Consider the following 24,249-nt stretch of genomic DNA (forward strand, 5'->3'; position numbering starts at 1 on the left):
GGCTGCTAGCGCTTGATGGTAAAGCGATAGCAGCTATTAAAAATGTAGCAAATGCGCAGATGCCGCCTGCCATGCAAGGAGGCCGCGTATGAGCGCCATCACCCGTGACTTCGACTGGAAGCCCCTGGCCCTGGTACCCGCGCTCGCGCTGCTGGTGCTGCCCTTCATCGGCTCACCCAGCACCTGGCTCACGCTCACCGTGGCGGGCCTGGCGATGGGCATGATCATCTTCATCATCGCCTCGGGCCTCACGCTGGTGTTCGGCCTGATGGACGTGCTCAACTTCGGCCACGGCGTGTTCATCGCCTTGGGCGCCTTCGTGGCCACCAGCGTGCTGGGCGCCATGGGCGACTACACCCAAAGCGCTGACCTGTGGCGCAACCTGATGGCCGTGCTGCCCGCCATGCTCGTGGCCATGGCCGTCGCCGGGGCGGTGGGCCTGGCGTTCGAGCGCTTCATCGTGCGGCCCGTGTACGGCCAGCATTTGAAGCAGATCCTCATCACCATGGGCGGCATGATCATTGGTGAAGAACTCATCAAGGTCATCTGGGGCCCCGCGCAGATCCCGCTGCCGCTGCCCGAAGCCATGCGCGGTTCGCTGCTGGTGGGCGACGCCGCCATCGAAAAATACCGCCTGATCGCCGTGGCGGTGGGCCTGGTGGTCTTCGGCGTACTGGCCTGGACGCTGTCGCGCACCAAGGTCGGCCTGCTCATCCGCGCTGGCGTGCAAGACCGCGAGATGGTGGAGAGCCTGGGCTACCGCATCCGCCGCCTGTTCGTGGGCGTGTTCGTGGTGGGCTCGGCCCTGGCGGGCCTGGGCGGCGTGATGTGGGGGCTTTACCAGCAGAACGTGATCCCGCAGATGGGCGCACAGGTCAATGTGCTGATCTTCATCGTGATCATCATCGGAGGCCTCGGCAGCACGGGTGGCGCGCTCATCGGCGCGCTGCTGGTGGGGCTGATGGCGAACTACACCGGCTTTCTGGTGCCCAAGGTGGCGCTGTTCTCCAACATCGCGTTGATGGTGGCCATCTTGCTCTGGCGTCCCCAGGGTGTCTATCCAGTTGCCAACCGCTGATGAGGAGTTTCTAGAAATGTTGAACCGACTTCTCTCTGGCGACTACCCGCGCAGCAAGGTGCTGGCGGTGATCCTGGTGGCTATCCTCATCGGGCTGGCGTTTGCCCCGTTCCTGTTCCCGGGCGTCAAGGCGCTGTCGGTGGCGGCCAAGGTGCTGATCTTTGTGGTGCTGGTCGCCAGTTTTGACCTGCTGCTGGGCTACACCGGCATCGTGAGCTTTGCGCACACCATGTTCTTTGGCATCGGGGCCTATGGCATCGCAGTGGCCACCACGCGCCTGGGCCCCACCTGGACGGCGCTGGGCGTGGGCATTGGTGGCGCGCTGCTGCTGTCCCTGCTGCTGTCGCTGGCGGTGGGGCTGTTCTCGCTGCGCGTGCGCGCCATCTTCTTTGCCATGATCACGCTGGCGGTGGCCGCTGCGTTCCAGACGCTGGCCTCGCAGCTGTCCGACATCACCGGCGGTGAAGACGGTCTGACCTTCAAGGTGCCCGAATTCCTGTCGCCCAGTTTCGAGCCCTTCGAAGAGCCCTTTCTGGGCGTGACCATCGATGGGCGCCTGATCTGCTACTACCTTCTGTTCGTCACCGCGGTGGCGCTGGTGCTGGCCCTGCTGCGCATCGTCAATTCACCGTTCGGCCGCGTTCTGCAGGCCATCCGCGAGAACGAGTTCCGCGCCGAAGCCATTGGCTACCGCGTGGTGGTGTACCGCACTACGTCCAGCGTGCTGTCGGCGCTGTTTGCCACCATGGCAGGCGCCATGCTCGCGCTCTGGCTGCGCTACAACGGGCCAGACACGTCCCTGAGCTTCGAAATCATGATGGACTGCCTGCTCATCGTGGTGATCGGCGGCATGGGCACGATCTACGGTTCGGCCATCGGCGCCGTGCTGTTCCTGGTGGCGCAAAGCTACCTGCAGGATCTGCTGCGCCTGGGCCATGAGGCCACGGCGGGCCTGCCCTGGCTGTCGGCACTGCTCTCGCCCGACCGCTGGTTGCTGTGGCTGGGCGTGCTCTTCGTCCTTTCGGTCTATTACTTCCCCACCGGTGTGGTGGGGCGCCTGCGCGCGGCAGCTGCGCGCAAGGCGGGGTGAATGCCCCGGCCGCGCCGGGTGATCGGCGTGGCCAGGGTGTGTGGATGAGCTGTGCAACAAGAAGCAAAGAAAAACTCCAGGAGACAAGCACATGAAGATGAACATCAAGACCCCCCGTTTTCGTCCCCTTTCTCGCCCGTTCCTGCCCGCAGCGCTGGCCGCTGCGGTGCTGGCTGCCTGCGGCGGCAGCAGCGGCGACAGCGCCGCCCCCAACACCAAGCCCGGCTACCTGGGCGCCATCAGCGAGACCACCTACGACGGCAGCAGCAACGACCTGCTCACGGCGGGCCTGGGCGCCACGGGCCTGGCCGCTGCCGTGCCCCCCGCGTTTGCCGACCCCCTCAAGCCCACGGCGGCTGAGCTGCGCCGCACCGCCATCCACACCAACTACCGCGCCATGCTCGACATGACGGCGGCCGGCGGCTACGGCACGCTCTACGGCCCCAATGTGGATGCGCAAGGCAAGGTCACCACCGGTGAGGGCAAGGTGCCCGGCACCGAATACATCGCGTTTGCCGACGACGGCACAGGCCGCAAGAACGTCACCCTCATGGTGCAGGTGCCCGCCAGCTTCGACCCCAAGAAGCCCTGCATGATCACCGCCACCACCTCCGGCTCGCGCGGTGTGTATGGCGGCATTTCCACCGGCGAGTGGGGCCTCAAGAAGGGCTGCGCCGTGGCGTACTCGGACAAGGGCACTGGCGGCGCGCCGCACGACCTCATGAACGACACCGTGCCGCTGATCGACGGCACACGCACCACGGCCGCTGCGGCAGGCAAGGCCGCAGCCTTCAACGCGGGCCTCACGGCCACCGAGCTGGCCGCCTTCAACACCGCCACGCCCAACCGCTTTGCCTTCAAGCACGCCCACTCGGGCCAGAACTCTGAGAAGGACTGGGGCACGAGCACGCTGCAGGCCGTGGAGTTTGGCTACTACGTGCTCAACCAGCGCTACGGCGCCACCGACGCAGCGGGCCAGCGCCTCAAGACGCTGACCCCGGCCAACACCATCGTCATCGCATCGAGCATCTCCAACGGCGGTGGCGCGGCCATTGCGGCGGCCGAGTTGGACACGCAGGGCCTGATCAGCGGCGTGGCCGTGTCCGAGCCTGCCATCGAGATGCCGGCCAATCACGGCGTCACGGTGCGCCGTGGCAGCGCCGATGTGGCTGTCACCGGCAAGACGCTGGTGGACTTCACCACCTACGCCAACCTCTACCAGGCCTGCGCGTCGCTCGCGCCCTCGGTCAGCACCAGCCCTTTTGCGGCGGCGTTTGCGGCCGGGTTTGCCAGCGCTGCGTTGCCCATCGCGCCCAACCGCTGCGCGTCGCTCAAGGCGGCAGGTTTGCTCACAGCCAGCACCACGGCCGCGCAGGCCGAAGAGGCTTTGCAAAAGCTGCGGGCCTATGGCTGGGAACCCGAGTCCAACGACCTGCATGCCTCCATGGCCGCGTTTGAAGTGTCCCCCGCCGTGGCCGTGACCTTTGCCAACGGCCTCTCGCGCGCCAGCGTGCAAGACAACCTCTGCGGCTTCAGCTACGCCGCCACCGCGGCCACTGGCGGGGTCACCCCGCTGGCCGCCGCTGCATTGCCAGGCATGTTTGCCACCGGCAACGGCGTGCCTCCCTCGGGCGGCATCAACCTGGTCAACAACCTTGGCAAGTTCGGGCCCGCGCGAGACTTTCTGTCGTTCTCGGACGCCGGTGTAGCCGACTGGAACCTGAGCGGCGCGCTGTGCCTGCGCAACCTCGTCACGGGCAATGACGCCGCCGCCAAGAAGCTGCAGGCCGGTGTTCAGGAAACCCGCCGCAACGGCAACCTGCGTGGCAAGCCCACCGTCATCGTGCACGGCCGCGCCGACGCACTGCTGCCGGTGAGCCACACCTCGCGCCCCTATGCCGCGCTGAACAAGAAGGTCGAAGGCGCCGCCAGCAAGCTCAGCTATGTGGAAGTGGCCAACGCCCAGCACTTCGACAGCTTCATAGGCCTGCCCACGGTGCTGCCGGGCTATGACAGCCGCTACGTGCCGCTGCATGTGTACCTGAACCACGCGCTCGACGCCGTGTACGACCACCTCGCCAGCGGCAAGGCGCTGCCCGCCAGCCAGGTGGTGCGCACCGTGCCGCGCGGCGGCACACCGGGCAGCGCCCCGGCCATCACCGCCGCCAACGTGCCGCCGCTGGCTACCACGCCTGCTGCCGCCAACGCCATCGCCATCACGGCGGGCGCCATTGCCATCCCCGACTGACCCAAGGAGCTTTGCCAGACGACACACCGTCACCGCCGCCCACCGGGCACGCGTGGGGGCCATCGGCCCTTGCGCCGCCCGTGGGCGCGGCTGCAAGCAACACAAACAGGGGATGAACCGAATGGACAAGGTCAAGACATGGAGCCGCCGTGCGGCGGCAGCACTGGCGGTGCTGTGGGGCGGGGCCACGGCGCCCTCGCTGCACGCCGCCGAGATTGTGGTGGGGCAGGTGGCACCGCTCACCGGCGTGCTGGCCAGCACTGGCGCACAGATGGTGCTGGGCGGCAAGATCTACTTTGACTGGGTGAACGCCCAGGGCGGCGTGCACGGCGCGACCATCCGCCAGGAGGTGGCCGACGACGCTTACAAGGTGGCCGACACCGTGAAGCTCACCCGCGAGATGCTGGCCAAGCCCGAGGTGGTGGCGCTGTATGGCTTTGCGGGAACGGCCAACATCACCCAGCTGCTGGCAGACGGCGTGTTGCAAGAGGGCGGTGCGGCGCTGGTGGCGCCTTACACGGGGGGCGAATCGCTGCGCAACCCGTTCAACCCCTGGATCTTTCATGTGCGCGCAGGCTATGTCGATGAGACCGAGCACATGGTGCAGCAGCTCACCACGCTGGGCATGAACCGCGTCGCCGTGATGTACCAGGACGACGGTTTTGGCAAGGCGGGCCTGGCGGGGGTGGAGGCTGCCTTGGCCAAGCGCAACCTCAAGCTCGTGGTAGCAGCAGGCTACGAACGCAATACCGACAAGGTGGATGAGGCCGTCAAGGCCATCAAGGCCACCGATGTGCATGCCGTCATCATGATTGCGGTGAACAAGCCTGCGGCGGCCTTCATCCAGCGCTACCGCGAGCAGGGCGGCGGCGCTCAGCTGTACAACATCTCGGTGGTGGACCCGACCGAGCTGGTCAAGCTGGCGGGCCTGAAAAACGCGCATGGCCTGGGCATCAGCCAGGTGGTGCCGTACCCCTACCGGCCCCAGTTGCCAGTGGTGCGCGAATACCAGTCGCTGCTCAAGAAATATGCGTCCGAAGCCGAGGTCAACTACACCAGCTTCGAGCAGTTCCTGGGCGCCAAGGTGCTGGTCGAGGCCCTGCGTCGCGCGGGCCCAGCGCCCACACGCGCCAAGGTCGTCAAGGCGCTGGAGTCGCTGCAGAGCTTTGACCTCGGCGGCATCACGCTGGGCTACTCCCCCACCAACCGCATCGGCTCACGGTATGTCGAGGTCACTGTCATTGGCAGCAATGGCCGCCTCATGAAGTGAGCCGCCGATCCTTTTTTATTCTCTGTTCCACAAGGTCGCCATCATGTCCCCCACCTCGCGCTACCTCACCTGCGCTGGCTATGAAATCCACACCACGGAGTGGGGTGCGCCCGACGCGCCGGTGGTGATTGCCTGGCACGGCCTGGCGCGCACCGGGCGCGACATGGACCCCCTGGCCGCCCACCTGGCGTCACGCTACCGCGTGATCTGCCCCGACACCCTGGGTCGGGGCCTGAGCCAGTGGGCGCGTGCACCGCAGGACGAATACCGCCTCTCGTTCTACGCGCGCATTGCGGCCGATTTGTTCGACCAATTGGGTGTCGAGAAAGCGCACTGGGTGGGCACGTCGATGGGCGGGGCCATCGGCACCGTGTGCGCCTCGGGTTTGTTCGAGCCGCAGCTCAAGGGCCGCATCCAGAGCCTGCTGCTCAATGACAACGCCCCGCGCCTGGCCGACGCCGCGCTGGAGCGCATCAAGGCCTACGCAGGCCACCCGCCCGCGTTCGACACCGTGCGGGAGCTGGAGGCGTTCTTCCGACAGGTCTACACGCCCTACGGCTGGCTCAGCGATGCGCAGTGGCGCCTGCTGACCGAGAGCAGCACCCGCCGCCTGCCCGACGGCCGCGTGACGCCGCATTACGACCCGGCCATGGTGCAGCAGTTCACCCACCACACCAACGACTACCTGATCTGGGACCACTACGACGCGCTCGACATCCCCGTGTTGTGCCTGCGTGGCGAAGAGTCGGACCTGGTGCTGCGCGACACCACCGCCGAGATGCTGACCCGGGGCCCCGGCGCACGTGGCCTGGCGCAGGTGGTGGAGGTGCCCGGCTGCGGCCACGCGCCCGCGCTCAATGTGCCGGAGCACTACGCACTGGTGGATGGCTTTCTGGCCCGCGCATCCTGAGCGGACAGCGGGGAGCTGCGCAGCGTTGAACGGGAGGGCGCGGCGCAGTACATTGGGCTCAGTCCACTGAACCCGTTGCCATGAAACCTCTGCTGCTCATCGCCTCGCACCTGCTCACCCTGGTCATCGGGTTTGCGCTGGGTGTGTATGTGCTGCCGATCCTGATCGCGCCCGACGCCCCCACGCTGCAGCAAATCCAGTCAAGCCAGCCCGCTGCGCAATGGACTGCCGCCTTCCGCCGTGACCTGAAAGACAGCGACGCCCTGCACTGGGGCGAAGGCGCCGTGTCCATCGGCCCGCAGGCCATCAGCCTGGTGGGCAAGCTCGCCCCGGGGCCGGACTACAAGCTCTACCTGTCGCCCGAGTTTGTCGAGACCGAGGCCGACTTCAAACGCCTCAAGCCCCAGATGTCGCGTGTGGGTGATGTGAAGACGTTCAACAACTTCATCGTCCCGTTGCCGCAGGGCGTGGACCCGGCCAAGTTCAACACCGTGATCGTGTGGTGCGAAACCTTCAGCGAGTTCATCACCGCTGCGAAGTACCAATAACCAGGGGAGGGACGAAAGCAGGTGTCACTGGCCGATCTGCGCCAGCGCAGCCTGCAGCCCCGCCAGTCCGCCCACGCGCTGGTTGTTGATAAAGATCTGTGGCATCTGCCGCACCGAAGGCCCGCACTTCGCATAGAACGCCAGGCGCTCGGCCTCGTCGTCGATCTTGATTTCCTCAAAAGGCAGCGAACGCGACTGCAGCAGCTTCTTGGCCGAATCGCATTGGGGGCAGGCGGATTTGGAGTAAACGGTGATTTGAAAAGTCATGGGCAGAGTTTACGTGTGGCCCATGGCAGGCGCTCGCGCCGGGCTTTCGCCGCAGCAGCGCTGGTGGTGGCAGAATACCAATTGGTTTGTTTTGTGACCAATTGGTAATTTATGCTCTTCTTCCTATCCTGCTTCCGCCGCTGCGCCTGGTTAGGGCTGGCCGTGTTTTTGCTCGCCTTGAGTGGCTGCTCGTCCACCCGCCCGCCCGACGGCATCACGCCCGTCACCCCGTTTGACCTGGCCCGCTACGAGGGCCGCTGGTACGAAGTGGCCCGGCTGGACCATTCGTTTGAACGCGGCATGACGGACGTGAGCGCCACCTACCAGCGCCAGGCGGACGGCAGCGTGCGCGTGCTCAACCGGGGTTTTGACACCGGCAAAAACGACTGGCGCCAGGCCGAGGGCAAGGCCCTGTTCACGGGCGATGCCAACACCGCCTCACTCAAGGTGTCGTTCTTCGGCCCGTTCTACGGCGGCTACCACGTGGCCGCGCTGGATGCCAACTACCAGTGGGCGCTGGTGGTGGGGCCGGACCGCAGCTACTGCTGGATCCTGTCGCGCACCAAGCAGCTGCCCCCTGGCGTGCGCGAACAACTCATCGCCCGTGCAAAGACCTTGGGTATCGACACCCAGGCGCTGATCTGGGTGACCCACGAACGAACCGACCCACAACCATGAGCCTTGCTACGCCACAAACCATCGCCGTTGTTGGCGCAGGCCTGGCAGGCTTGTCGTGCGCGCAGGCGCTGCTGCAGGCGGGCCACACGGTGCATGTATTTGACAAAGCCCGTGGCCCCTCGGGCCGCATGAGCACCCGCCGCGCCGAGGATGACAACGGCCCCTGGCAGTGCGACCACGGCGCCCAATATTTCACCGCCCGCGACCCGGCCTTTCGCGCCGAGGTGGCCCGCTGGCAGCAGGCCGGTGTTGCGGCTTTGTGGGATGCCCGGCTGGCCAGCTTTGACGGTACCGCCTGGTCCAACCCAGCGACACCGCTGGAGCGGTTTGTGGGCACCCCGCGCATGACGACGCCCGCAGCCTGGCTGGTGCAGCACTTGGGCGCGCCTGCGCTGGCGCAGTGGCAAACCACCGTGCAGCGGCTGGACCATAGCGAGGGCGGGTGGACCATCACCTCGGCAGAACATGGCCCGCACAGCCCGCGTTACAGCGCAGTGCTGCTGGCCGTGCCCGCCCCGCAGGCCGTGCCCTTGCTGACCCCAGTGTCCCCCGCAGGCGCCGCCTTGGCCGCCAGCGCACGCATGCGTGGCAGCTGGGCGGTGATGCTGCGCTACGCCAGCCCCGCGGCCCTGCCGTGGGAAGGTGCGTTCATCAACACCGGCCCCCTGCGCTGGGTGGCGCGCGACAGCAGCAAACCCGGCCGCACGGGGCAAGAAACCTGGCTGCTGCACGCCAGCCCTGAATGGAGCGAAGCCCATATCGAAGACAGCGCCGAGGCGGTCACCACCGCACTGCTCGCCGCCTTTGCCGCACTGGGTGGCCCCACACCTTTGGCCGCCACCGCCCACCGCTGGCGCTATGCCGACACCGAACCCGCGCTCACGCAGGGCAGCTGGTGGGATGCGCAAATGCGCCTGGGCCTGTGTGGCGACTGGCTCCATGGCGGCAAGGTCGAAGGTGCGTGGCTCAGCGGGCGTGCGCTGGCCCAGCAGGTGTTGAAGCCCGCGTAACCCACCCACAGGCCCGCCATGCGCATGCGCAAAAAATCAGACCTTCCACAGAAGACTTGCCAACACTGCGGCCTGCCCTTCGCTTGGCGCAAGAAGTGGGAGAAGGTGTGGGACGAGGTGAAGTACTGCTCCGACCGCTGCCGCAGTGAACGCAAGCGCAGCAGCACTTCGCAAGGCGTGGCAGGGGAGGGCACCGCATGAGCACCGTGCTCTTCTTGTTTCGCAACGACCTGCGCCTGCACGACCAGCCCGCGCTGCGCGCAGCGCTCACCAGCGGGGCCACACACCTGTTGCCCGTGGTGTGCCTGCCCGCGCCCGATGAACGCACGCCCTGGGGCTTTGCCCGCGTAGGCTCCCACCGCCGCGCCTTCACCGCCGCTGCGCTGCGCTGGCTTCATCAACAGACGAGTGCATTGGGCAACCCGCTGCTCATCTGCCAAGCCCCGCCTGCCACCGCCTTGCCGCAACTGGCCCAGGCTGTGGGGGCCACCACCGTGGTGTGCGAAGACATTGCCGCCCCTTACGAACAGGCCGAGGTCGCAGCCCTGCGCGCAGCAGGCCTGCAGGTGCGTACCGTATGGCACAGCAGCCTGCTGCACCCGGCCGACATGCCCTGGCCTGCCTCTGACCTGCCCGGTGTGTTCACCAGCTTCCGACAGAAGGTCGAGCGCGCAGGCATCACCCCCGCTGCACCACTGCCCGCACCCACCAAACTGCTGCCGCCGCCCCAAGTGCCTGCGCCCGTGCTGCAAGCCGTGGGCGCAGAGCAGGGCGCTGCCAGCATCCAGCCACCCGCACCGCCCCAGGGCAGCGATGCGCGCTCGTCCTTCCCCTACGGAACGCCTGCATGTGATGGCAGCGAGGCTGCCGCGCTGGCCCATCTGGCGCAGTACCTGGCCCGCAAGCTGCCCCACAGCTACAAGGCCACGCGCAACGGGCTCACGGGGCTGGACTACTCCAGCAAGTTCTCGCCCTGGCTGGCCACGGGGGCACTCTCGCCGCGCCAGATCTATGCCGATCTAAAAACCTTTGAGCGCGACCACGGCGACAACGATGGCACCTACTGGCTGTGGTTTGAACTGCTGTGGCGCGACTACTTTCGGCTGCTGCACCTGCAATACGGCGCAGCGCTGTACCGGGCGCGGGGGCTGTCAGAACTGCCACCCGCCCCACATAACCCGCGCCGCTTTGAACGCTGGTGCCGGGGCGAGACGGGCGAGCCGCTGGTCGATGCCGCCATGCGCGAGCTGGCTGCCACCGGGTATCTGAGCAACCGCCTGCGCCAGGTGGTGGCCAGTTACCTCATCTACGACCTGCACAGCGACTGGCGCGGAGGCGCCGCGTGGTTTGAATCGCAACTGGTGGACTACGACGTGTACAGCAACCAGGCCAACTGGCTCTACATCGCCGGGCGCGGCACCGACCCGCGCGGGGGCCGCCGCTTCAACCCCACCAAGCAGGCGCAAGACCACGACGCCGACGGCAGCTACCGCCGTATGTGGGGCACAGCATGACCACGCAGCAACCCTCTACCCCACAGCGTGCCCACACGTTGCGCTTGCTGCTGGGTGACCAGCTCAGCCCCGAGCATTCATGGTTTGCCACGCAGAACCAAGGCGTGGTCTATGTGCTGATGGAAGTGCGGCAAGAGACCGACTATGTGCTGCACCACGCGCAAAAAATCCTCGCCATCTTTGCCTCCATGCGCGATCTGGCCCGGCATCTGCGCGAGGCGGGGCACCGCGTGCGCTACGTGGCGATTGACGATGCGAGCAACCGTCAGTCGATGCCCGACAACCTGGCCGCCCTCATGGCCCACTACGGTGCGCACACGCTGCAATACCAGTACCCCGACGAATGGCGGCTGGACGAGCAACTGCGCACCTGGGGTACACAGCAAAGCTTTGCCGTGCAGGCCGTCAGCAGCGAGCACTTCTACACCACCCGCACCGAAATGGCCGAGGTGTTCCAAGGCCGCAAGCAGTGGCTGATGGAGCATTTCTACCGCCGCATGCGCCTGCGCCACGGCGTGCTGATCGACGAGGCTGGCGAGCCCGAAGGTGGCCAGTGGAACTACGACCACGACAACCGCAAGCCCTGGCCAGATACCAAGGACGCGCCCGCATTGCCGCCCGACGCCCGCCCCACGCACGACCACAGCGCCCTGTGGGCCACCATCCAGGCCGCAGGCGTGCAGAGCTTTGGCAACCCGCAGGCCCATGCACTGCGCTGGCCGCTGAACCGGGCCGAGGCTCTGGCGTCGCTGGATCAATTCGTCACCACCACACTGCCGCACTTTGGCGCGTATGAAGACGCCATGAGCACGCAGAGTGCGCGGCTGTTTCACTCCCTGCTGTCCTTCGCGCTCAACACCAAAATGCTGCGCCCGCACGAGGTGGTGCAACGCGCCCAGTCCGCGTACCACGCAGGCGCTGCGCCCCTGCCTGCGGTGGAGGGCTTTGTCCGCCAGATCCTGGGCTGGCGCGAATATGTGCGCGGCATCTACTGGGCCCACATGCCTGGCTACGACGAGCGCAACGCCCTGGGCCACAGCACGCCACTGCCAGCGTGGTTCTGGACGGGCAAGACCCAGATGCGCTGCATGCAGCACGCCGTGGGCCAGTCGCTGGAGCATGCGTATGCCCACCACATCCAGCGCCTCATGGTCATCGGCAACTTCGCGCTGCTGGCGGGACTCGACCCCGCCGCCGTGCACCGCTGGTACCTGGGCGTGTACATCGACGCCTTTGAATGGGTGGAAGTGCCCAACACCGTGGGCATGAGCCAGTTTGCCGACGGCGGCCTGCTGGCCACCAAACCCTACGTGAGCAGCGCCGCCTACATCGACCGCATGAGCGACTACTGCAGCGGCTGCCACTACGACAAAAAGCTCAAAGTGGGTGAGCGCGCCTGCCCGTACAACGCGCTGTACTGGGACTTTTTTGCGCGCAATGAGGGAACGCTGGGCAACAACTTCCGCCTCGGCATGGTGTACCGCCAGTTGCAGAAGATGCAGGGCCCGCAGCTCGATGCGTTGTGTGAGCATGCGGCCAGCTTGCGCACGCGGCTGGATGCGCTGTAGCCCGCTTGCCGAACTACCCAACGACACCTTCACCGCAGAGCCAAGCCATGTCTCAAGCACAACCCGCCGCAAGCCCGTTCACTTCTTTGCAGTCATTGCCCGAGGGCTATCGCGCCATCGTCATCGGCTCCACCGGCGCCATCGGCAGCGCCTTCCTCGCCCACCTGCAGGCCGATCCGCGCTGCGCACTGGCCGTGGGCCTGGGTCGCCACACCAGTCCGGCGGTCGATCTGGATGACGAAGCCACCATTGCTGCCGCCGCCCAACAGCTCAAGGCCCAGGGGCCGTGGCACTGCATCATCCACGCCGCAGGCCTGCTGCACGGCCCCCACGGCATGCCTGAAAAGCGTTTGGGCCAGTTGAACTACGCGCAGATGGAGGCCACTTTTCGCACCAACACTTTCGGCCCCGCGCTGGTGCTGGCCCACTTTGCACCCCTGTTGCCCAAACAGGGGCGTGGCCTGCTGGCCGTGCTCTCGGCCAAGGTGGGCAGCATTGGCGACAACCGCCTGGGCGGCTGGTACAGCTACCGCGCCAGCAAGGCCTCGCTCAACATGCTGGTCAAAACGGCGTCCATCGAAGTGGCCCGCACCCACCCCCAGGCCGTGCTGGTGGCATTGCACCCGGGCACTGTCAACTCGGCGCTGTCGGCCCCGTTCAACGGTGCAGAAATTGGCCGCCCGGCTGCAGATGCGGCGGGCGACATGCTGCGCGTGCTGGATGGGTTGCCGGTGGAGGAAACGGGGAGCTTGCACGCCTACAGCGGCGACAAGCTGCCGTGGTGATGGCGATGTGGATTGCTATGGTTTTGATACCGATGGTGCAATACCAGCGTGCGGTAACAGCCCTTTTAGGCATTTTTTTGTGACGTGGCTGTTTTCCCGCTTGCACCAGCCTGGGTGGTTCAGCAAAAAAGTCTTGGCGCAACCGCATCGAACCATGCCGCACGGGTGTTTCATGCTGCATCCATGGAGAATGCCGCATGCTTTCCTCCCCTTCTCATGACCTCAACCTGGTCGTCTCCCACACTACAGCCGCTGCCTCTTCCGTGAGTGATTGGGTGGCGCGGCACTACGGCCTGCCAGTGCAGCAGTGCTACCTGATCCGCCGCAACCTCAACGACAACTACGCCGTGCGGGCCACGGATGGCAGCCGCTATGTGGCGCGGCTTTGTGCCATCCGGCCGCGTGGCGCGTTCAATGTGGATTTTGAAGTCGCGCTGCTGGCCCACCTGCACGCAAAGGGCGTGGGCGTGGCCACGCCGGTGCTGGCTGCGAATGGAGCTGCCAGCGTTACCCTGCCGTTCCCTGAGGGCCCGCGTGCGCTGGTGCTGTTTCGCCACTGTGATGGCGCCGTGCCCGATACGCCCGAGGAACTGCATCTGACCGGCGCCACGCTGGCCCAGATTCACAGCGCCGCGCAAAGCTTCACAGGCCCCGCAAGCCGCTATGTGCTGGACGGCCACCACCTTGCAGGCCGCACGCTGGACTACCTTGCCGCCCATCCCGAGCTGGACCCTGCCGTGCTGGATGCCTACCGGCAACTGATTGAGCGCCTTCTGAGCGAGTTGGCGAGTGTTGAGGGCACCTTGACCCGCGTGATGTGCCACGGCGACACGCATGGCTTCAACAACCATGTGACCACCGATGCCGATGGTGTGCAGCGCGCCGCGTTCTTTGACTTTGACGACGCCGGGCCAGGATTCCTGACCTATGACCTCTGTGTTTTCTTGTGGTCGAACCTGCCCCGCAAGGCCCCCATGGAGCCCGACGAAGCCTTGCTCAAGCGCTGGCAGCAGTACCTGGCCGGCTACCGCGCAGGCGGCGGCCATATCACCGATGCCGACATCGCCGTCTTGCCGCTCTTCGTGCAGTTGCGGCACCTGTGGAACATGGGGGAGGGCGTGGCGCGCAACCACCACTGGGGCGCCAACGTGATGTCTGCCGACTGGATCAAGAAGCAGCTTGATGTGATGGCCGTTTGGGCTCGTCTGGAACTGCCACCCGGCTGATGCGGCAATCTCCTCGTGCAGGCCATCCCTAAATCGCAGGGTAGCTGCCCGTGCCCCCCGGCCACGCCGTCAGCACCTCATAGCCGCTGTCCGTCACCGCCACCATGTGCTCCCACTGGGCCGAGAGCGACCGGTCCTTGGTCACCACCGTCCAGCCATCGGCCAGCTCCTTGGTTTCTCGCTGGCCTGCGTTCAGCATGGGCTCGATGGTGAAGACCATGCCCGCCTCCAGCCGCAGCCCCTGGCCGCGCCGCCCGTAGTGCAGCACTTGCGGCTCATCGTGGTACACGGTACCAATGCCGTGGCCGCAATACTCGCGCACCACGCTGAAGTTCTCGCGCTGCGCCACGGTGGCAATGGCGTGGCCCACATCGCCCAGCGTGGCCCCCGGCTTCACCGTGCGGATGCCTGCGCACAGCGCCTCGTACGTGGTGCGCACCAGCCGCTGGGCCAGCACGCTGGGCGTGCCCACGCAGAACATGCGGCTCGTGTCGCCATACCAGCCGTCTTTTTCCACCGCCACATCAATGTTCACGATGTCGCCCTTCTTCAGCACCTGCTGGGGCGAGGGGATGCCGTGGCACACCACGTGGTTCACCGAGGTCAGCACCGTTTTGGGGTACCCCAGGTAGCCCACATTGGCAGGCCGCGCGCCCTGCACGTTCACGATGTGGTCGTGGCACATGCGGTCCAGTGCGTCGGTGGTTACGCCAGGCACCACATGCGGCTCGATCATCGCTAGCACCTCGGCCGCCAGTTGTGCGGCCCGCCGCGCCATCACCAGTTCTTCGGCCGAGCGGATCGGCACCCCACGGTCAGCGCGCGCCATCAGTGCGGCTGCTTTCTGGCGCGTGCGGTGGGAGCGTCTGCAGCAGGCTTGCTGTCCAGCTCACCCCGCGCCGCCAGCGCCACATCCAGCCCACCCGCCAGCTCGGCCCGCACCAGCATCTGGCAAATCTCGCGGTGGTCCAGGTCGGGGTACATCTCGGCCAGCATGCCCACGCGCATCCAGTGCTCGGCCTGGGAGTTGATGGAACGGCTCAGCGCAGTGCTAGCCAGACGCAGGTTTTCGTGCATCTGGTCGGAAATTTTGACTATGCCCATGGGGTGCTGCCTTTATGCGAAACGTAATTGAATTGTATATGTTTTGCATATTTTCGGCACAGCATTGGAGACAACCGCCTGGGCGGCTGGTATAGCTACCGCGCCAGCAAGGCTGCGCTCAACATGCTGGTCAAAACGGCGTCTATCGAAGTGGCGCGCACCCAACCGCAGGCCGTGCTGGTGGCGCTGCACCCCGGCACCGTCAACTCGGCCTTGTCGGCCCCGTTCAACGGTGCAGAAATTGGCCGCCCGGCGGCCGATGCGGCGGGCGACATGCTGCGGGTGCTGAATGGGTTGCCAGTGGAAGAAACGGGCGGTTTTATGCGTGCAGCGGGGACAAGTTGCCTTGGTAGTCGCGCTGGCGTGAAAAGTGCATTGCTATCGTTTTGATACTGCATGTGCCCGTCTATCAGACGCTATCGGCCAATTTGGCCTCAAGGGTTTTTGAAGAGAACGGGTGCTGAAGGCAGAACGAAAGAGACCCCAGCGTTTCGACCTGCGACTGCAGTCATTGAGCCCTGCGTAGAGGTAGGTTGAATCGCAACTCACTCATATATTTTTCCGCAGTAGAGAAAAACTGCGAACTGCTTCCACGGGCTGCTGGTTGCCAGTCCTTGATGGGCACCAAAGTTGCTGTCCTCAGCCCACGCAATTGCTCCCTCCAGAAAGGACTCGATGGATGTGTTTTCCCATCCCCCGGCATCGCGTCCATGTGGCTCGGCGGTCTCATTCACGCGAGCTTCAACCGAGGCAATGCGGTCCTTCGCAAGTGCATGAGCAAAGGCTAAGAATGAGTCTTGATCTACAACGCGATCAAGTTGAGCTTGAAGATTCATCTTGGTACACAGGTGTGGCGTATTGTCGAAATGGCCCAGTCGCGATGCGGCTTGTACTTGATCAGGGAATGCTCCAGTCGCCGTTGGAGCAAAACTCACAAGCGGCGTTGGATTTTTGCAGGTTCTTGTTTAAAGGTTCTTCTTAGGAGGTTTCTGAGCGTACGCCGCCATATCGTTTTATCGTTTACTTGGCCGAAATCCCAAACTTCCTCACCCGATAAGCCATCGTCGCCCGGCTAATCCCCAACAACCGCCCCGCCAGCGCCACATTCCCCCCCGCGCTTTGCAGTGCCTGCCGCAGCATCTGCTCCTCCGCCTGATGCAGAGGTGCCACCACCGGCGCAGCGGCTGGCGTTTGCCCCGCACCAGCCCGTGCACTTGCTGCCGCAGCTGCTTGCGGAACTTGCATCGGAGTAGCCCCCACACCCGCCACCCCCTGCGCATGCAGCGTTCCCCCGCTGTTTCCCTGCAGGTGCAGCGACATCACCCCGCCGCCACTCTGCTCACCCCCCGCAAACAGGTGGTGCGGTTCGATCGGCTCCCCATCCGTCGCTAGGATCACCGCCCGTTCAATCAGGTTCTGCAACTCGCGGATGTTGCCGGGGAAGGGGTAGTGAAACATCGCCTTCACGGCAGCCTGGCTAAAGCCGGGCACCTGCCGCTGGTGCTTGCGCTGGTAGTGGGCCAAGAAGTGGCTCATCAGCAGGGGGATGTCGTCGCGCCGGTCGCGCAGTGGGGGCAGGTGGATGGGGAAGACGTTCAGGCGGTAGAACAGGTCTTCGCGGAACGTGCCTTCGCGCACGGCCTGGCGCAGGTCCACGTTGGTGGCGGCCACCAGGCGCACGTCCACGCGCACGGTGCGGGTGCCGCCCACGCGCTCTACCTCGCCTTCCTGCAGGGCGCGCAGCAGCTTGCCCTGGGCCACCAGGCTGAGCGTGCCGATTTCGTCGAGGAAGAGGGTGCCGCCGTGTGCGCGCTCGAACCGGCCGGGGCGCGATGTGCCCGCGCCGGTGTAAGCGCCGCGCTCCACGCCGAAGAGTTCGCTCTCCACCAGCGTCTCGGGGATGGCCGCGCAGTTGATGGCTACAAAGTGCTGGCTGCTGCGGGGGCTGATGCGGTGGAGCATGCTGGCAAACATCTCCTTGCCCACACCCGATTCCCCGGTAAACAACACGGTGGCGGCGGTGGGGGCCACGCGCTGCAGCATGTGGCAGGCGGCGTTGAAGGCGGACGAAGCGCCGACCATGGTGGCGCTTGCCGTGGGGTCGGCAGCGGAGCCTGCGTTGCCGATTGCTGCCTTGCCCGGTGGCACGCCCAGGTAGGTGGTGCGGGCCTTGGCCCGCGCGCCTTCTGGCATGGATGTGGGCAGCGAAGCGGGCGGGGTCCCCACAAAGTCCTGGGCGTTCAGGTAGAACAGGTCTTGCTCGGGGTCATCCCACAGTTCGGCCGATTTGCCCACCACGCGGCAGTGCGCTGCGCCGGAGGACCGGCACTCCACCTCGCGGAAGACGATCATGCGGCCAAACAAGGTGCTGACGTAGCCTGTGGCGTAGCCCACCTGCATCCAGCACGCGGGCGAGCCGCCCACGCCATAGGCGGCGATGTGCTCGTCGTCTTCGCTGGAGTTGTGCCAGATGAACTCGCCGTCGTATTCGCCCAGCTCGGCGTTGTAGCGGGCGTGCACCACCTCCACCTGCACCACGCCCTCCAGCGCGTGCAGGCGGGTGCCCGCCATGGCGGCTGCGGTGGGCTCGGCATCGGGCCACTGCTGGCGCACCAGGCGGGCGTCGCGCGCGCCGCTCACATAGCCCGCGCGGGTCAGCAGGCCGCGTGCCTTGTCCAGGCCAATGCTGTCGATCAGCTCGCGCCGCAGCGAGCCCAGCGCTTCGGAGTGCAGCAGGATCATGCGCTGGTCTTGCAGCCAGATACGCCCGTCGCCGGGGGAGAAGAACAGGCATTCGCTGATGTCGGCCACCGTGGGGTGGGTGTGCTGGCTGATGCCATGGGTGTCAAACCCGCCCAGGGCGCGGGGGGCTTCGGCAGGCACGGTGCCCAGCAAGGCCTGGCCTTGGCCCAAGGCAGTGCGGTGCAGGTCGGCCAGAGAGACGCGGCGCTTCGGCATGGGGGCCTCCGGTTGTGGATCAGAAAGTGATCAAAAAGTGATCATTTGATCAATCTTTGCAGTGCCATTTGTTTATAAATGGTAACTATTTGGTGTCAAAAAGTCGCCCGTGCCAGCCATGTTTTGGCCTAGGGAAAGTCCGTAGCGCTCCCTCTCACAAAGCTCGTTTTTCAGGCGTTTTGGGGCTTGGTGGCAGGCGGGGCTGGTACGCCCGTTGCAATTCGAGGTCACACCGCCGCAGCCATGCGGTGGGTTTTGATTTCAACCAAGGAGCAATGCAATGGGTGTTTCAGAAAAACCAGGCCTGCTGGACAACCGCCTGTGGGCGGGCAAGGCCTTTGATGGTGCGTGGTCTACCGTGCTGAGCACGGCGCGTGATGCGCTCGAGCCCGCCACGGGCCAGGTGTTCAGCCGCGTGGGCATTGCCAGTGCGGCAGACATGCAGGCCGCCATTGGCCGTGCGCAGCAGGCGCAGGCCGCATGGGCGGCCACGGGGCCGCGCGAGCGTGCGGCGGTTTTCCACCGCGCGGCCAGCATTTTTGAGCAGCACTTTGACGAGCTGGCCATGACAGTCGCCCGCGAAACCGGCGGCATCGTGCCCAAGGGCCAGCACGAGGTGCGCGAGGCCATCACGCTGTGCCACCTGGCCGCAGCCTTGCCCATGCAGGCCCAGGGCCAGGTGCTGCCCAGCACGCCGGGGCGCCTGTCGATTGCGCGGCGCGTGCCGCACGGGGTGGTGGGGGTGATCTCGCCATTCAACTTCCCGCTCATCCTGGGCCTGCGCTCGGTGGCCCCGGCGCTGGCGCTGGGCAATGCGGTGGTGCTCAAGCCCGACACGCGCACGCCAGTGAGCGGTGGCTTCATCATGGCCCGCGTGTTTGAAGAAGGGGGCCTGCCGAAGGGCCTGCTGCAGGTGGTGCCCGGCGATGCCGAGGCGGGCGAGGCGCTGGTGGTGGACGAGCGCGTGCCCATGATCGCCTTCACCGGCTCGCCCACGGTGGGCCGCCGCATTGGCGCGTTGGCCGGGCAGCATCTCAAGAAGGTGTCGCTGGAGCTGGGCGGCGCCAACAACCTCATCATTCTGGAAGACGCCGACCTGGACGCCGCCGCCAGCGCCGCAGCGTTTGGCGCGTGGTTCCACCAGGGGCAGATCTGCATGGCCTCCAACCGCATCCTGGTGCACGAGTCGATTGCCGAAGGCATCCTGCAACGCATGGTGGGCAAGGCCACGCACCTGCCCGTGGGCGATGGCGCCAGCGGCCAAGTGGCCCTGGGGCCGATGATCGACGCCAAACAGCTGCAAAGCTTCGACAAGCTCATCAAGGACAGCGTGGCCCAGGGCGCCAAGCTCGAAGCAGGCGGCACCTACGAAGGCCTTGGCTACAAGCCCACGGTGCTCTCGGGCGTCAAGCCCGGCATCCGTTCGTTTGACGAAGAGCCTTTTGGCCCCGTGGCCAACCTCGTCACCTTCCGCACCGATGAAGAGGCCGTGCAACTGGCCAACACCAGCCAGGGCGGACTGGCTGCGGCTGTTATCAGCCCTAGCGTGGGCCGCGCCATGGCCATCGGCCAGCGCCTGCGCGCGGGCATGGTCCACATCAACGACCAGACGGTGAACGATGAATGCACCAACCCCTTTGGCGGCCCCGGTGTGGGTGGCAACGGGGGCAGCGTGGGTGGTCCGGCGGACATTGATGAATACACGCAGTGGCAGTGGATCACGGTCAAAGACGCCCCCCCCGCATTCCCGTTCTGAAGTCGCACGCCCCCGGTGCGGCCTGGCCGCGCCGGGGGCTTGTACCCCCCAATACAAAAAATCAGGAGACAAATTTCATGACCCTTCACAACAAAACCATCGTCGTCACCGGCTGCTGCTCCGGCATCGGCGCAGACTTTGCCAAGCTTGCCCGCCAGCAGGGCGCTCGCGTGATCGGTGTGGACCGCAATGCGCCCACGCTCACGCTCGACGGCTTTGTGCAGGTGGATTTGGGCGACCCGGCCGCCATCAACGATGCCGTGGCGCAACTGCCTGCCAAGGTGGATGCGCTGGCCAACATTGCGGGCGTGCCGGGCACATCGCCCGCCGAGCTGGTCGGCCGCGTCAACTACCTGGGCCTGCGCCACTTCACACACCGCGTGCTGGAACGCATGGGCGAGGGCGGCTCCATCGTCAATATCTCTTCCATCCTGGGGGCCGAGTGGCCCCAGCGCCTGGAGCTGCACCGCGCACTGGGCGCCACTACCAGCTTTGAAGCAGGCGCCAAGTGGCTGGCTGCGCATCCCGTGCCGCAGGAGACCTGCTACCAATATTTCAAGGAAGCGCTGATCGTGTGGACGTACACCCAGTCGCAAAAGATCTTCATGGAGCGCGGTGTGCGCATGAACTGCGTGGCCCCAGGCCCGGTGTTCACGCCCATCCTGGGTGACTTTGTGCAGATGCTGGGCCAGGAACGGGTGGAGAAAGACGCGCACCGCATGAAGCGCCCGGCTTTCAGTGACGAAGTGGCGCCGGTGATCGCCTTCCTGTGCAGCGACGCGGCACGCTGGGTGAGCGGCATCAACCTGCCGGTGGATGGCGGGCTCGCCTCCACTTACCTCTGAGCGAAGGGGCCACACATGTCCGCACAACAGCTTGAGGCTATCTTGCAGATGGCCGCGCAAAACCCACCGCCAGCCCAGCCCACTCCTGCGCAGCTGCGCGCGTGGTTTGACGCCAGCAACTCGCGAATGCCCCTGGCCCAGGGGCTTCCCATCCAGACGCTGCGCATCCCCAACGGGGCGGGCGGCACCATGGCGGCGGAGCTGCTGAGCACGCCGCAGGCGGACCCGCGCAGGCTGGTCATCTACTACCACGCGGGGGGCTTTGTGTTCGGCTCGCTCACATCACACCGGGCGCTGTGCTCGTACCTCGCGCAGTTCAGCGGCGCACAGGTGCTGAACGTGGACTACCGCCTGGCACCAGAGCACCCGGCCCCCGCAGCACACGACGATGCGCTGGCGGCCTACCAGTGGGCGCTGGCCAACGGCTATGCCGCTTCGGCCATCGCACTGATGGGTGACTCGGCGGGCGGTAACCTGGCCTTGTCCACGGCGGTGCGTGCCCGCAACCAGGGCTTGCCCCTGCCTGCGGCCATCGTGGCCTTGTCGCCCGCGCTGGACCTGGCGTCCGAAGGTGCGTCCCACCACACGGTGGGCGACCCGTTCATCACGCGCGAGCTGATGGGCTTTTTCAACGCCATGTACGTGCCCGGTGGCGATGTGCGTTCACCCACAGTCACGCCGTTCTACAGCGCCGATCTGCAAGGGTTGCCCCCTGTGCAACTGCAAGTGGGCGGCTGGGAACGCCTGCGCGACGACGCCGTGACCATGGCCGCCCGCTTGAAGGCGGCGGGCGTGCAAGCGGACTGCACCGTGTGGGACGGCATGGTGCATTGCTGGCAGCTGTTTGCGCCCGCGTTGGATGAAGCGCTGGCCTCGCTGGAGCAGGCGGGCCGGTTCATTGCCGCGCACCAGCGCACGGCGGTGGCGGCTGCTGCATAGCGCAGCGGCGTCCTCCAACCCCAACCACCCCAAGGGCCGACGCATCGGCCGCGCCCCACCGGCACAGGCCGGGGCGCGAGCCTGCGCGCCTCCAAGCCATGCCCTGCGCGGAGCCACAGAAAACCGATCGACATAACAACGAGGAGACAAACGACATGAAAACACTGCAGAGACTGAAAGCATCGCCCCCCAAGACAAGCCGCCTCGCCGCGCTGGCCCTGGCCAGCACGCTGGGTGCAGCGGCCTTCGCCACCGAGGGCGGGGGCTCCACCTACCCGCTGGGCACTGAGAACTTCGTGGCAGGCGCTGCGCCGCCGCCCGGGCTGTATGTGCTGGAGTACGTCAACTACTACACCACCAGCCGCGTGAACGATGGCCAGGGAAACGCCGTGCCCATCCCCGGTTTCAAGGTGCGGGCCGCCGCCGCTGCCACGCGCCTGATCTGGATCACCCCCCAGCAGGCGCTGGGCGGCCATGTGGCGGCCCACGCCATCTTCCCGCTGGTGGATCTGTCGGTGCGCGCCGGGGGCGCGAGCGATTCGCGCACCGGACTGGGCGATGTGACGGTGGGGGGCTCGGTGGCCTGGCACCACTCCCCGCAGCTTCACAGCGTGCTGGGGCTCGATGCCGTGCTGCCCACCGGGGCGTATGACCGCACGCGCCAGGCCAACATTGGGCGCAACTACCTGTCGCTGCAGCCCCTGGGCGTGCTGACCTGGATGGACCCCGGCGGCTTCAACGGCGACGTGAAGGCCACCCTCAACTTCAACCGCACCAACAGCGACACCAACTACCGCTCGGGCCGTGAACTCATCGTGGACTACGCCGCAGGCTGGGGCCTGGGCAATGGCTGGGTAGTGGGTGTGGGCGGCTATGTCTACCGGCAGTGGAGCGACGACAAGGTGGGCGGTGTGGCGCTGGCGGGATCGCGTGGCCGCAGCCAGTCCATCGGCCCCTCGGTGCGCTACGCCAATGGCAAGGGCTGGCTCATCACCGCCAAGGTGGAGAAGGAGTTCGGCGTGCGCAACCGCGCCCAGGGCTCGCAGTTCTGGCTCAAGACCACCATCCCTTTCTGAACCCCGCAACCGATCGCTGGAGAACTTCACCATGACAACCAACACCCCTGAATCCACGGTGCCCGCCGCAGACGCTGCGCAGGCCGCATCCCCCACCATCTCGCGCCGTGGGCTGATCACCGCTGCAGGCGCTGGTGGCCTGGCGCTGGGTGCAAGCCCGCTGTGGGCCCAGGCCGCAGGCGCCGCGCCCGTGCTCAAGGTCGGCTTCATCAGCCCCCGCACCGGCCCGCTGGGCGCGCTGGGCGAGACCGACACCTTCATCCTGGCCCAGGTGCGCAAGACGCTGGCGGCGGGCCTGACCATTGGCGGCGTGAAGTACGCGGTGGAGATCCTGGACCGCGACACGCAGTCCGACCCGGCCCGCGCGAGCCAGCTGGCCAAGGCCTTGATCAACAGCGACAAGATCGACCTGATGCTCACCACCACCACACCCGAAACGGTGAACCCGGTGTCGGATGCGTGCGAGGCGGCGGGCGTGCCCTGCCTGTCTACGGTGATGCCGTGGGAGGCCTGGTACTTCGGCCGGGGTGCCAAGCCCGGTGCGCCTTCGCCCTTCAAATGGACGTACCACTTCTCGTTTGGCGGCGGCAGCTTCACCACGTCGTACACGTCGCAGTTCGCGGCGTTGCCGACCAACAAGAAGATCGGCGTGCTGTACCCCAACGATGCCGATGGCAACGCGATTCGCGCCACGCTGGCGCCTGAGCTGGCCAAAGCGGGCTTCACCGTGGTGGACGCAGGGCCGTATGAGAACGGCACCACCGACTACTCTGCACAGATCGCCAAGTTCAAGGCCGAGCGCTGCGAGATCTTCAACACCTTCCCCATTCCGCCAGACTTCGCCACCTTCTGGCGGCAGGCGGCGCAGCAGGGCTACACGCGCATGGTCAAGATCGCGCAGATCGCCAAGACGGGCCTCGTGCCCTCGCAGGTGGAGGCCCTGGGCCCGCTGGCGCTGAACCTGGGCGCAGGGTGCTTCTGGCACAAGAGCTTTCCCTACGCGTCAGCGCTGACCGGCCTGACGGGCGTGCAGCTGGCCGATGCGTATGAGGCCAGCACCGGCAAGCAGTGGACACAGATGCTGGGCTCCACCATGTCGCTGTTCGATGCAGGCACCGAGGCGCTCAAAGCCAGCACCAACCCGCGCGACAAGGCGGCGCTGGCCAAGGCCATCAGCACCCTCAAGGCCACCACCATGCAAGGCCCGGTGGACTTTGCCAAGGGGCCTGTGCCCAATGTGTCGGTGACACCGGTGGTGGGCGCGCAGTGGGTCAAACCCGCAGCGGGCAGCAAGTTCAAGCTCGACATCGTGGTCACCGAGAACGCCACCGACCGCAACATCCCCGTGGCGGCGGCGCTCAAGTCCTACAGCTGATCTC

Annotated in this window: 23 protein-coding genes and 1 pseudogene; 19 read left to right on the forward strand and 5 right to left on the reverse strand. The window is 66.2% G+C overall.

Going from position 1 to position 24,249, the window contains the following annotated elements; all coding sequences use genetic code 11:
* Window positions 1-88 precede the first annotated feature (88 nt).
* From ACSQ22_RS15665 to ACSQ22_RS15690, 6 genes are all read left to right on the forward strand, one after another.
* On the forward strand, window positions 89-1,078 hold the full coding sequence (locus tag ACSQ22_RS15665; RefSeq protein WP_055400436.1) for a branched-chain amino acid ABC transporter permease: 990 nt from the start codon (window positions 89-91) through the stop codon (window positions 1,076-1,078).
* Between the two features lie 16 nt (window positions 1,079-1,094).
* A complete protein-coding gene (locus tag ACSQ22_RS15670) occupies window positions 1,095-2,168 on the forward strand; it encodes a branched-chain amino acid ABC transporter permease (protein WP_436130842.1) in 1,074 nt (357 codons plus the stop codon).
* Between the two features lie 91 nt (window positions 2,169-2,259).
* Window positions 2,260-4,416: a D-(-)-3-hydroxybutyrate oligomer hydrolase gene (locus tag ACSQ22_RS15675; protein ID WP_436130843.1), complete on the forward strand. Its 2,157-nt coding sequence runs from the start codon at window positions 2,260-2,262 to the stop codon at window positions 4,414-4,416.
* Between the two features lie 121 nt (window positions 4,417-4,537).
* The gene (locus ACSQ22_RS15680) at window positions 4,538-5,686 is read left to right on the forward strand and encodes an ABC transporter substrate-binding protein (protein ID WP_436130984.1); all 1,149 of its coding nucleotides are present in this window, start codon (window positions 4,538-4,540) and stop codon (window positions 5,684-5,686) included.
* 43 nt (window positions 5,687-5,729) lie between these two features.
* Window positions 5,730-6,596: an alpha/beta fold hydrolase gene (locus ACSQ22_RS15685; protein ID WP_121419559.1), complete on the forward strand. Its 867-nt coding sequence runs from the start codon at window positions 5,730-5,732 to the stop codon at window positions 6,594-6,596.
* A gap of 80 nt (window positions 6,597-6,676) precedes the next feature.
* Window positions 6,677-7,144, forward strand: coding sequence for a DM13 domain-containing protein (locus tag ACSQ22_RS15690; protein WP_436130844.1), 468 nt, complete (start codon window positions 6,677-6,679; stop codon window positions 7,142-7,144).
* A 24-nt stretch (window positions 7,145-7,168) separates the two neighbouring features.
* Here the strand turns inward: ACSQ22_RS15690 and ACSQ22_RS15695 are convergent, their stop codons facing one another.
* A complete protein-coding gene (locus ACSQ22_RS15695; RefSeq protein ID WP_055400446.1) occupies window positions 7,169-7,411 on the reverse strand; it encodes a glutaredoxin domain-containing protein in 243 nt (80 codons plus the stop codon).
* Between the two features lie 111 nt (window positions 7,412-7,522).
* Between ACSQ22_RS15695 and ACSQ22_RS15700 the strand changes: the two genes are divergently transcribed.
* The 7 genes from ACSQ22_RS15700 (at window position 7,523) to ACSQ22_RS15730 (ending at window position 14,192) form a co-directional block, all read left to right on the forward strand.
* Window positions 7,523-8,089, forward strand: a complete 567-nt coding sequence (locus ACSQ22_RS15700) for a lipocalin family protein (protein ID WP_436130845.1) — start codon at window positions 7,523-7,525, stop codon at window positions 8,087-8,089.
* Entirely contained in the window at window positions 8,086-9,099 is a 1,014-nt protein-coding gene (locus ACSQ22_RS15705; RefSeq protein WP_436130846.1) for an NAD(P)/FAD-dependent oxidoreductase, read from the forward strand. The genes ACSQ22_RS15700 and ACSQ22_RS15705 overlap by 4 nt, the downstream gene beginning before the upstream one ends.
* A gap of 18 nt (window positions 9,100-9,117) precedes the next feature.
* Window positions 9,118-9,300: a DUF2256 domain-containing protein gene (locus tag ACSQ22_RS15710; RefSeq protein WP_436130847.1), complete on the forward strand. Its 183-nt coding sequence runs from the start codon at window positions 9,118-9,120 to the stop codon at window positions 9,298-9,300.
* A complete protein-coding gene (locus ACSQ22_RS15715; protein ID WP_436130848.1) occupies window positions 9,297-10,613 on the forward strand; it encodes a DASH family cryptochrome in 1,317 nt (438 codons plus the stop codon). The genes ACSQ22_RS15710 and ACSQ22_RS15715 overlap by 4 nt, the downstream gene beginning before the upstream one ends.
* Complete coding sequence (locus ACSQ22_RS15720; protein WP_436130849.1) at window positions 10,610-12,181, forward strand: cryptochrome/photolyase family protein; 1,572 nt, start codon at window positions 10,610-10,612, stop codon at window positions 12,179-12,181. The genes ACSQ22_RS15715 and ACSQ22_RS15720 overlap by 4 nt, the downstream gene beginning before the upstream one ends.
* A 47-nt stretch (window positions 12,182-12,228) precedes the next feature.
* Complete coding sequence (locus ACSQ22_RS15725; RefSeq protein ID WP_436130850.1) at window positions 12,229-12,966, forward strand: SDR family NAD(P)-dependent oxidoreductase; 738 nt, start codon at window positions 12,229-12,231, stop codon at window positions 12,964-12,966.
* Window positions 12,967-13,163: 197 nt separating this feature from the next.
* Window positions 13,164-14,192, forward strand: coding sequence for a phosphotransferase enzyme family protein (locus ACSQ22_RS15730; RefSeq protein WP_436130851.1), 1,029 nt, complete (start codon window positions 13,164-13,166; stop codon window positions 14,190-14,192).
* A gap of 28 nt (window positions 14,193-14,220) precedes the next feature.
* On the opposite strand, the gene map is transcribed toward ACSQ22_RS15730, so the two are convergent.
* Together map and ACSQ22_RS15740 are read right to left on the reverse strand one after the other, a co-directional pair.
* A complete protein-coding gene (gene map, locus ACSQ22_RS15735) occupies window positions 14,221-15,021 on the reverse strand; it encodes a type I methionyl aminopeptidase (RefSeq protein WP_218299305.1) in 801 nt (266 codons plus the stop codon).
* Complete coding sequence (locus tag ACSQ22_RS15740; RefSeq protein ID WP_094287431.1) at window positions 15,021-15,296, reverse strand: ParD-like family protein; 276 nt, start codon at window positions 15,294-15,296, stop codon at window positions 15,021-15,023. Before ACSQ22_RS15740 ends, map begins: the two co-directional genes overlap by 1 nt.
* Window positions 15,297-15,356: 60 nt before the next feature.
* Here ACSQ22_RS15740 and ACSQ22_RS15745 point away from each other — a divergent pair.
* Window positions 15,357-15,649: pseudogene (locus tag ACSQ22_RS15745) on the forward strand (short-chain dehydrogenase); the annotation flags it as partial.
* Window positions 15,650-15,841: 192 nt separating this feature from the next.
* Here the strand turns inward: ACSQ22_RS15745 and ACSQ22_RS15750 are convergent.
* Window positions 15,842-16,132: a DUF7660 family protein gene (locus ACSQ22_RS15750; RefSeq protein ID WP_218299306.1), complete on the reverse strand. Its 291-nt coding sequence runs from the start codon at window positions 16,130-16,132 to the stop codon at window positions 15,842-15,844.
* A gap of 184 nt (window positions 16,133-16,316) precedes the next feature.
* A complete protein-coding gene (locus ACSQ22_RS15755) occupies window positions 16,317-18,254 on the reverse strand; it encodes a sigma 54-interacting transcriptional regulator (RefSeq protein ID WP_436130852.1) in 1,938 nt (645 codons plus the stop codon).
* A 280-nt stretch (window positions 18,255-18,534) separates the two neighbouring features.
* Here ACSQ22_RS15755 and ACSQ22_RS15760 point away from each other — a divergent pair, with 280 nt between their 5' ends.
* The 5 genes from ACSQ22_RS15760 (at window position 18,535) to ACSQ22_RS15780 (ending at window position 24,245) form a co-directional block, all read left to right on the forward strand.
* Window positions 18,535-20,010: a benzaldehyde dehydrogenase gene (locus ACSQ22_RS15760; RefSeq protein WP_436130853.1), complete on the forward strand. Its 1,476-nt coding sequence runs from the start codon at window positions 18,535-18,537 to the stop codon at window positions 20,008-20,010.
* Between the two features lie 77 nt (window positions 20,011-20,087).
* Window positions 20,088-20,855, forward strand: a complete 768-nt coding sequence (locus ACSQ22_RS15765) for a coniferyl-alcohol dehydrogenase (RefSeq protein WP_121506972.1) — start codon at window positions 20,088-20,090, stop codon at window positions 20,853-20,855.
* A gap of 15 nt (window positions 20,856-20,870) precedes the next feature.
* Window positions 20,871-21,794, forward strand: coding sequence for an alpha/beta hydrolase (locus ACSQ22_RS15770; RefSeq protein ID WP_436130854.1), 924 nt, complete (start codon window positions 20,871-20,873; stop codon window positions 21,792-21,794).
* 155 nt (window positions 21,795-21,949) lie between these two features.
* Window positions 21,950-22,870, forward strand: a complete 921-nt coding sequence (locus tag ACSQ22_RS15775) for a SphA family protein (RefSeq protein ID WP_436130855.1) — start codon at window positions 21,950-21,952, stop codon at window positions 22,868-22,870.
* A 31-nt stretch (window positions 22,871-22,901) separates the two neighbouring features.
* A complete protein-coding gene (locus tag ACSQ22_RS15780; RefSeq protein ID WP_436130856.1) occupies window positions 22,902-24,245 on the forward strand; it encodes an ABC transporter substrate-binding protein in 1,344 nt (447 codons plus the stop codon).
* The last annotated feature ends 4 nt before the right edge of the window (window positions 24,246-24,249 follow it).

It is taken from the genome of Acidovorax sp. LjRoot38, from assembly GCF_964252975.1.
GTDB lineage: Bacteria > Pseudomonadota > Gammaproteobacteria > Burkholderiales > Burkholderiaceae_C > Acidovorax > Acidovorax facilis.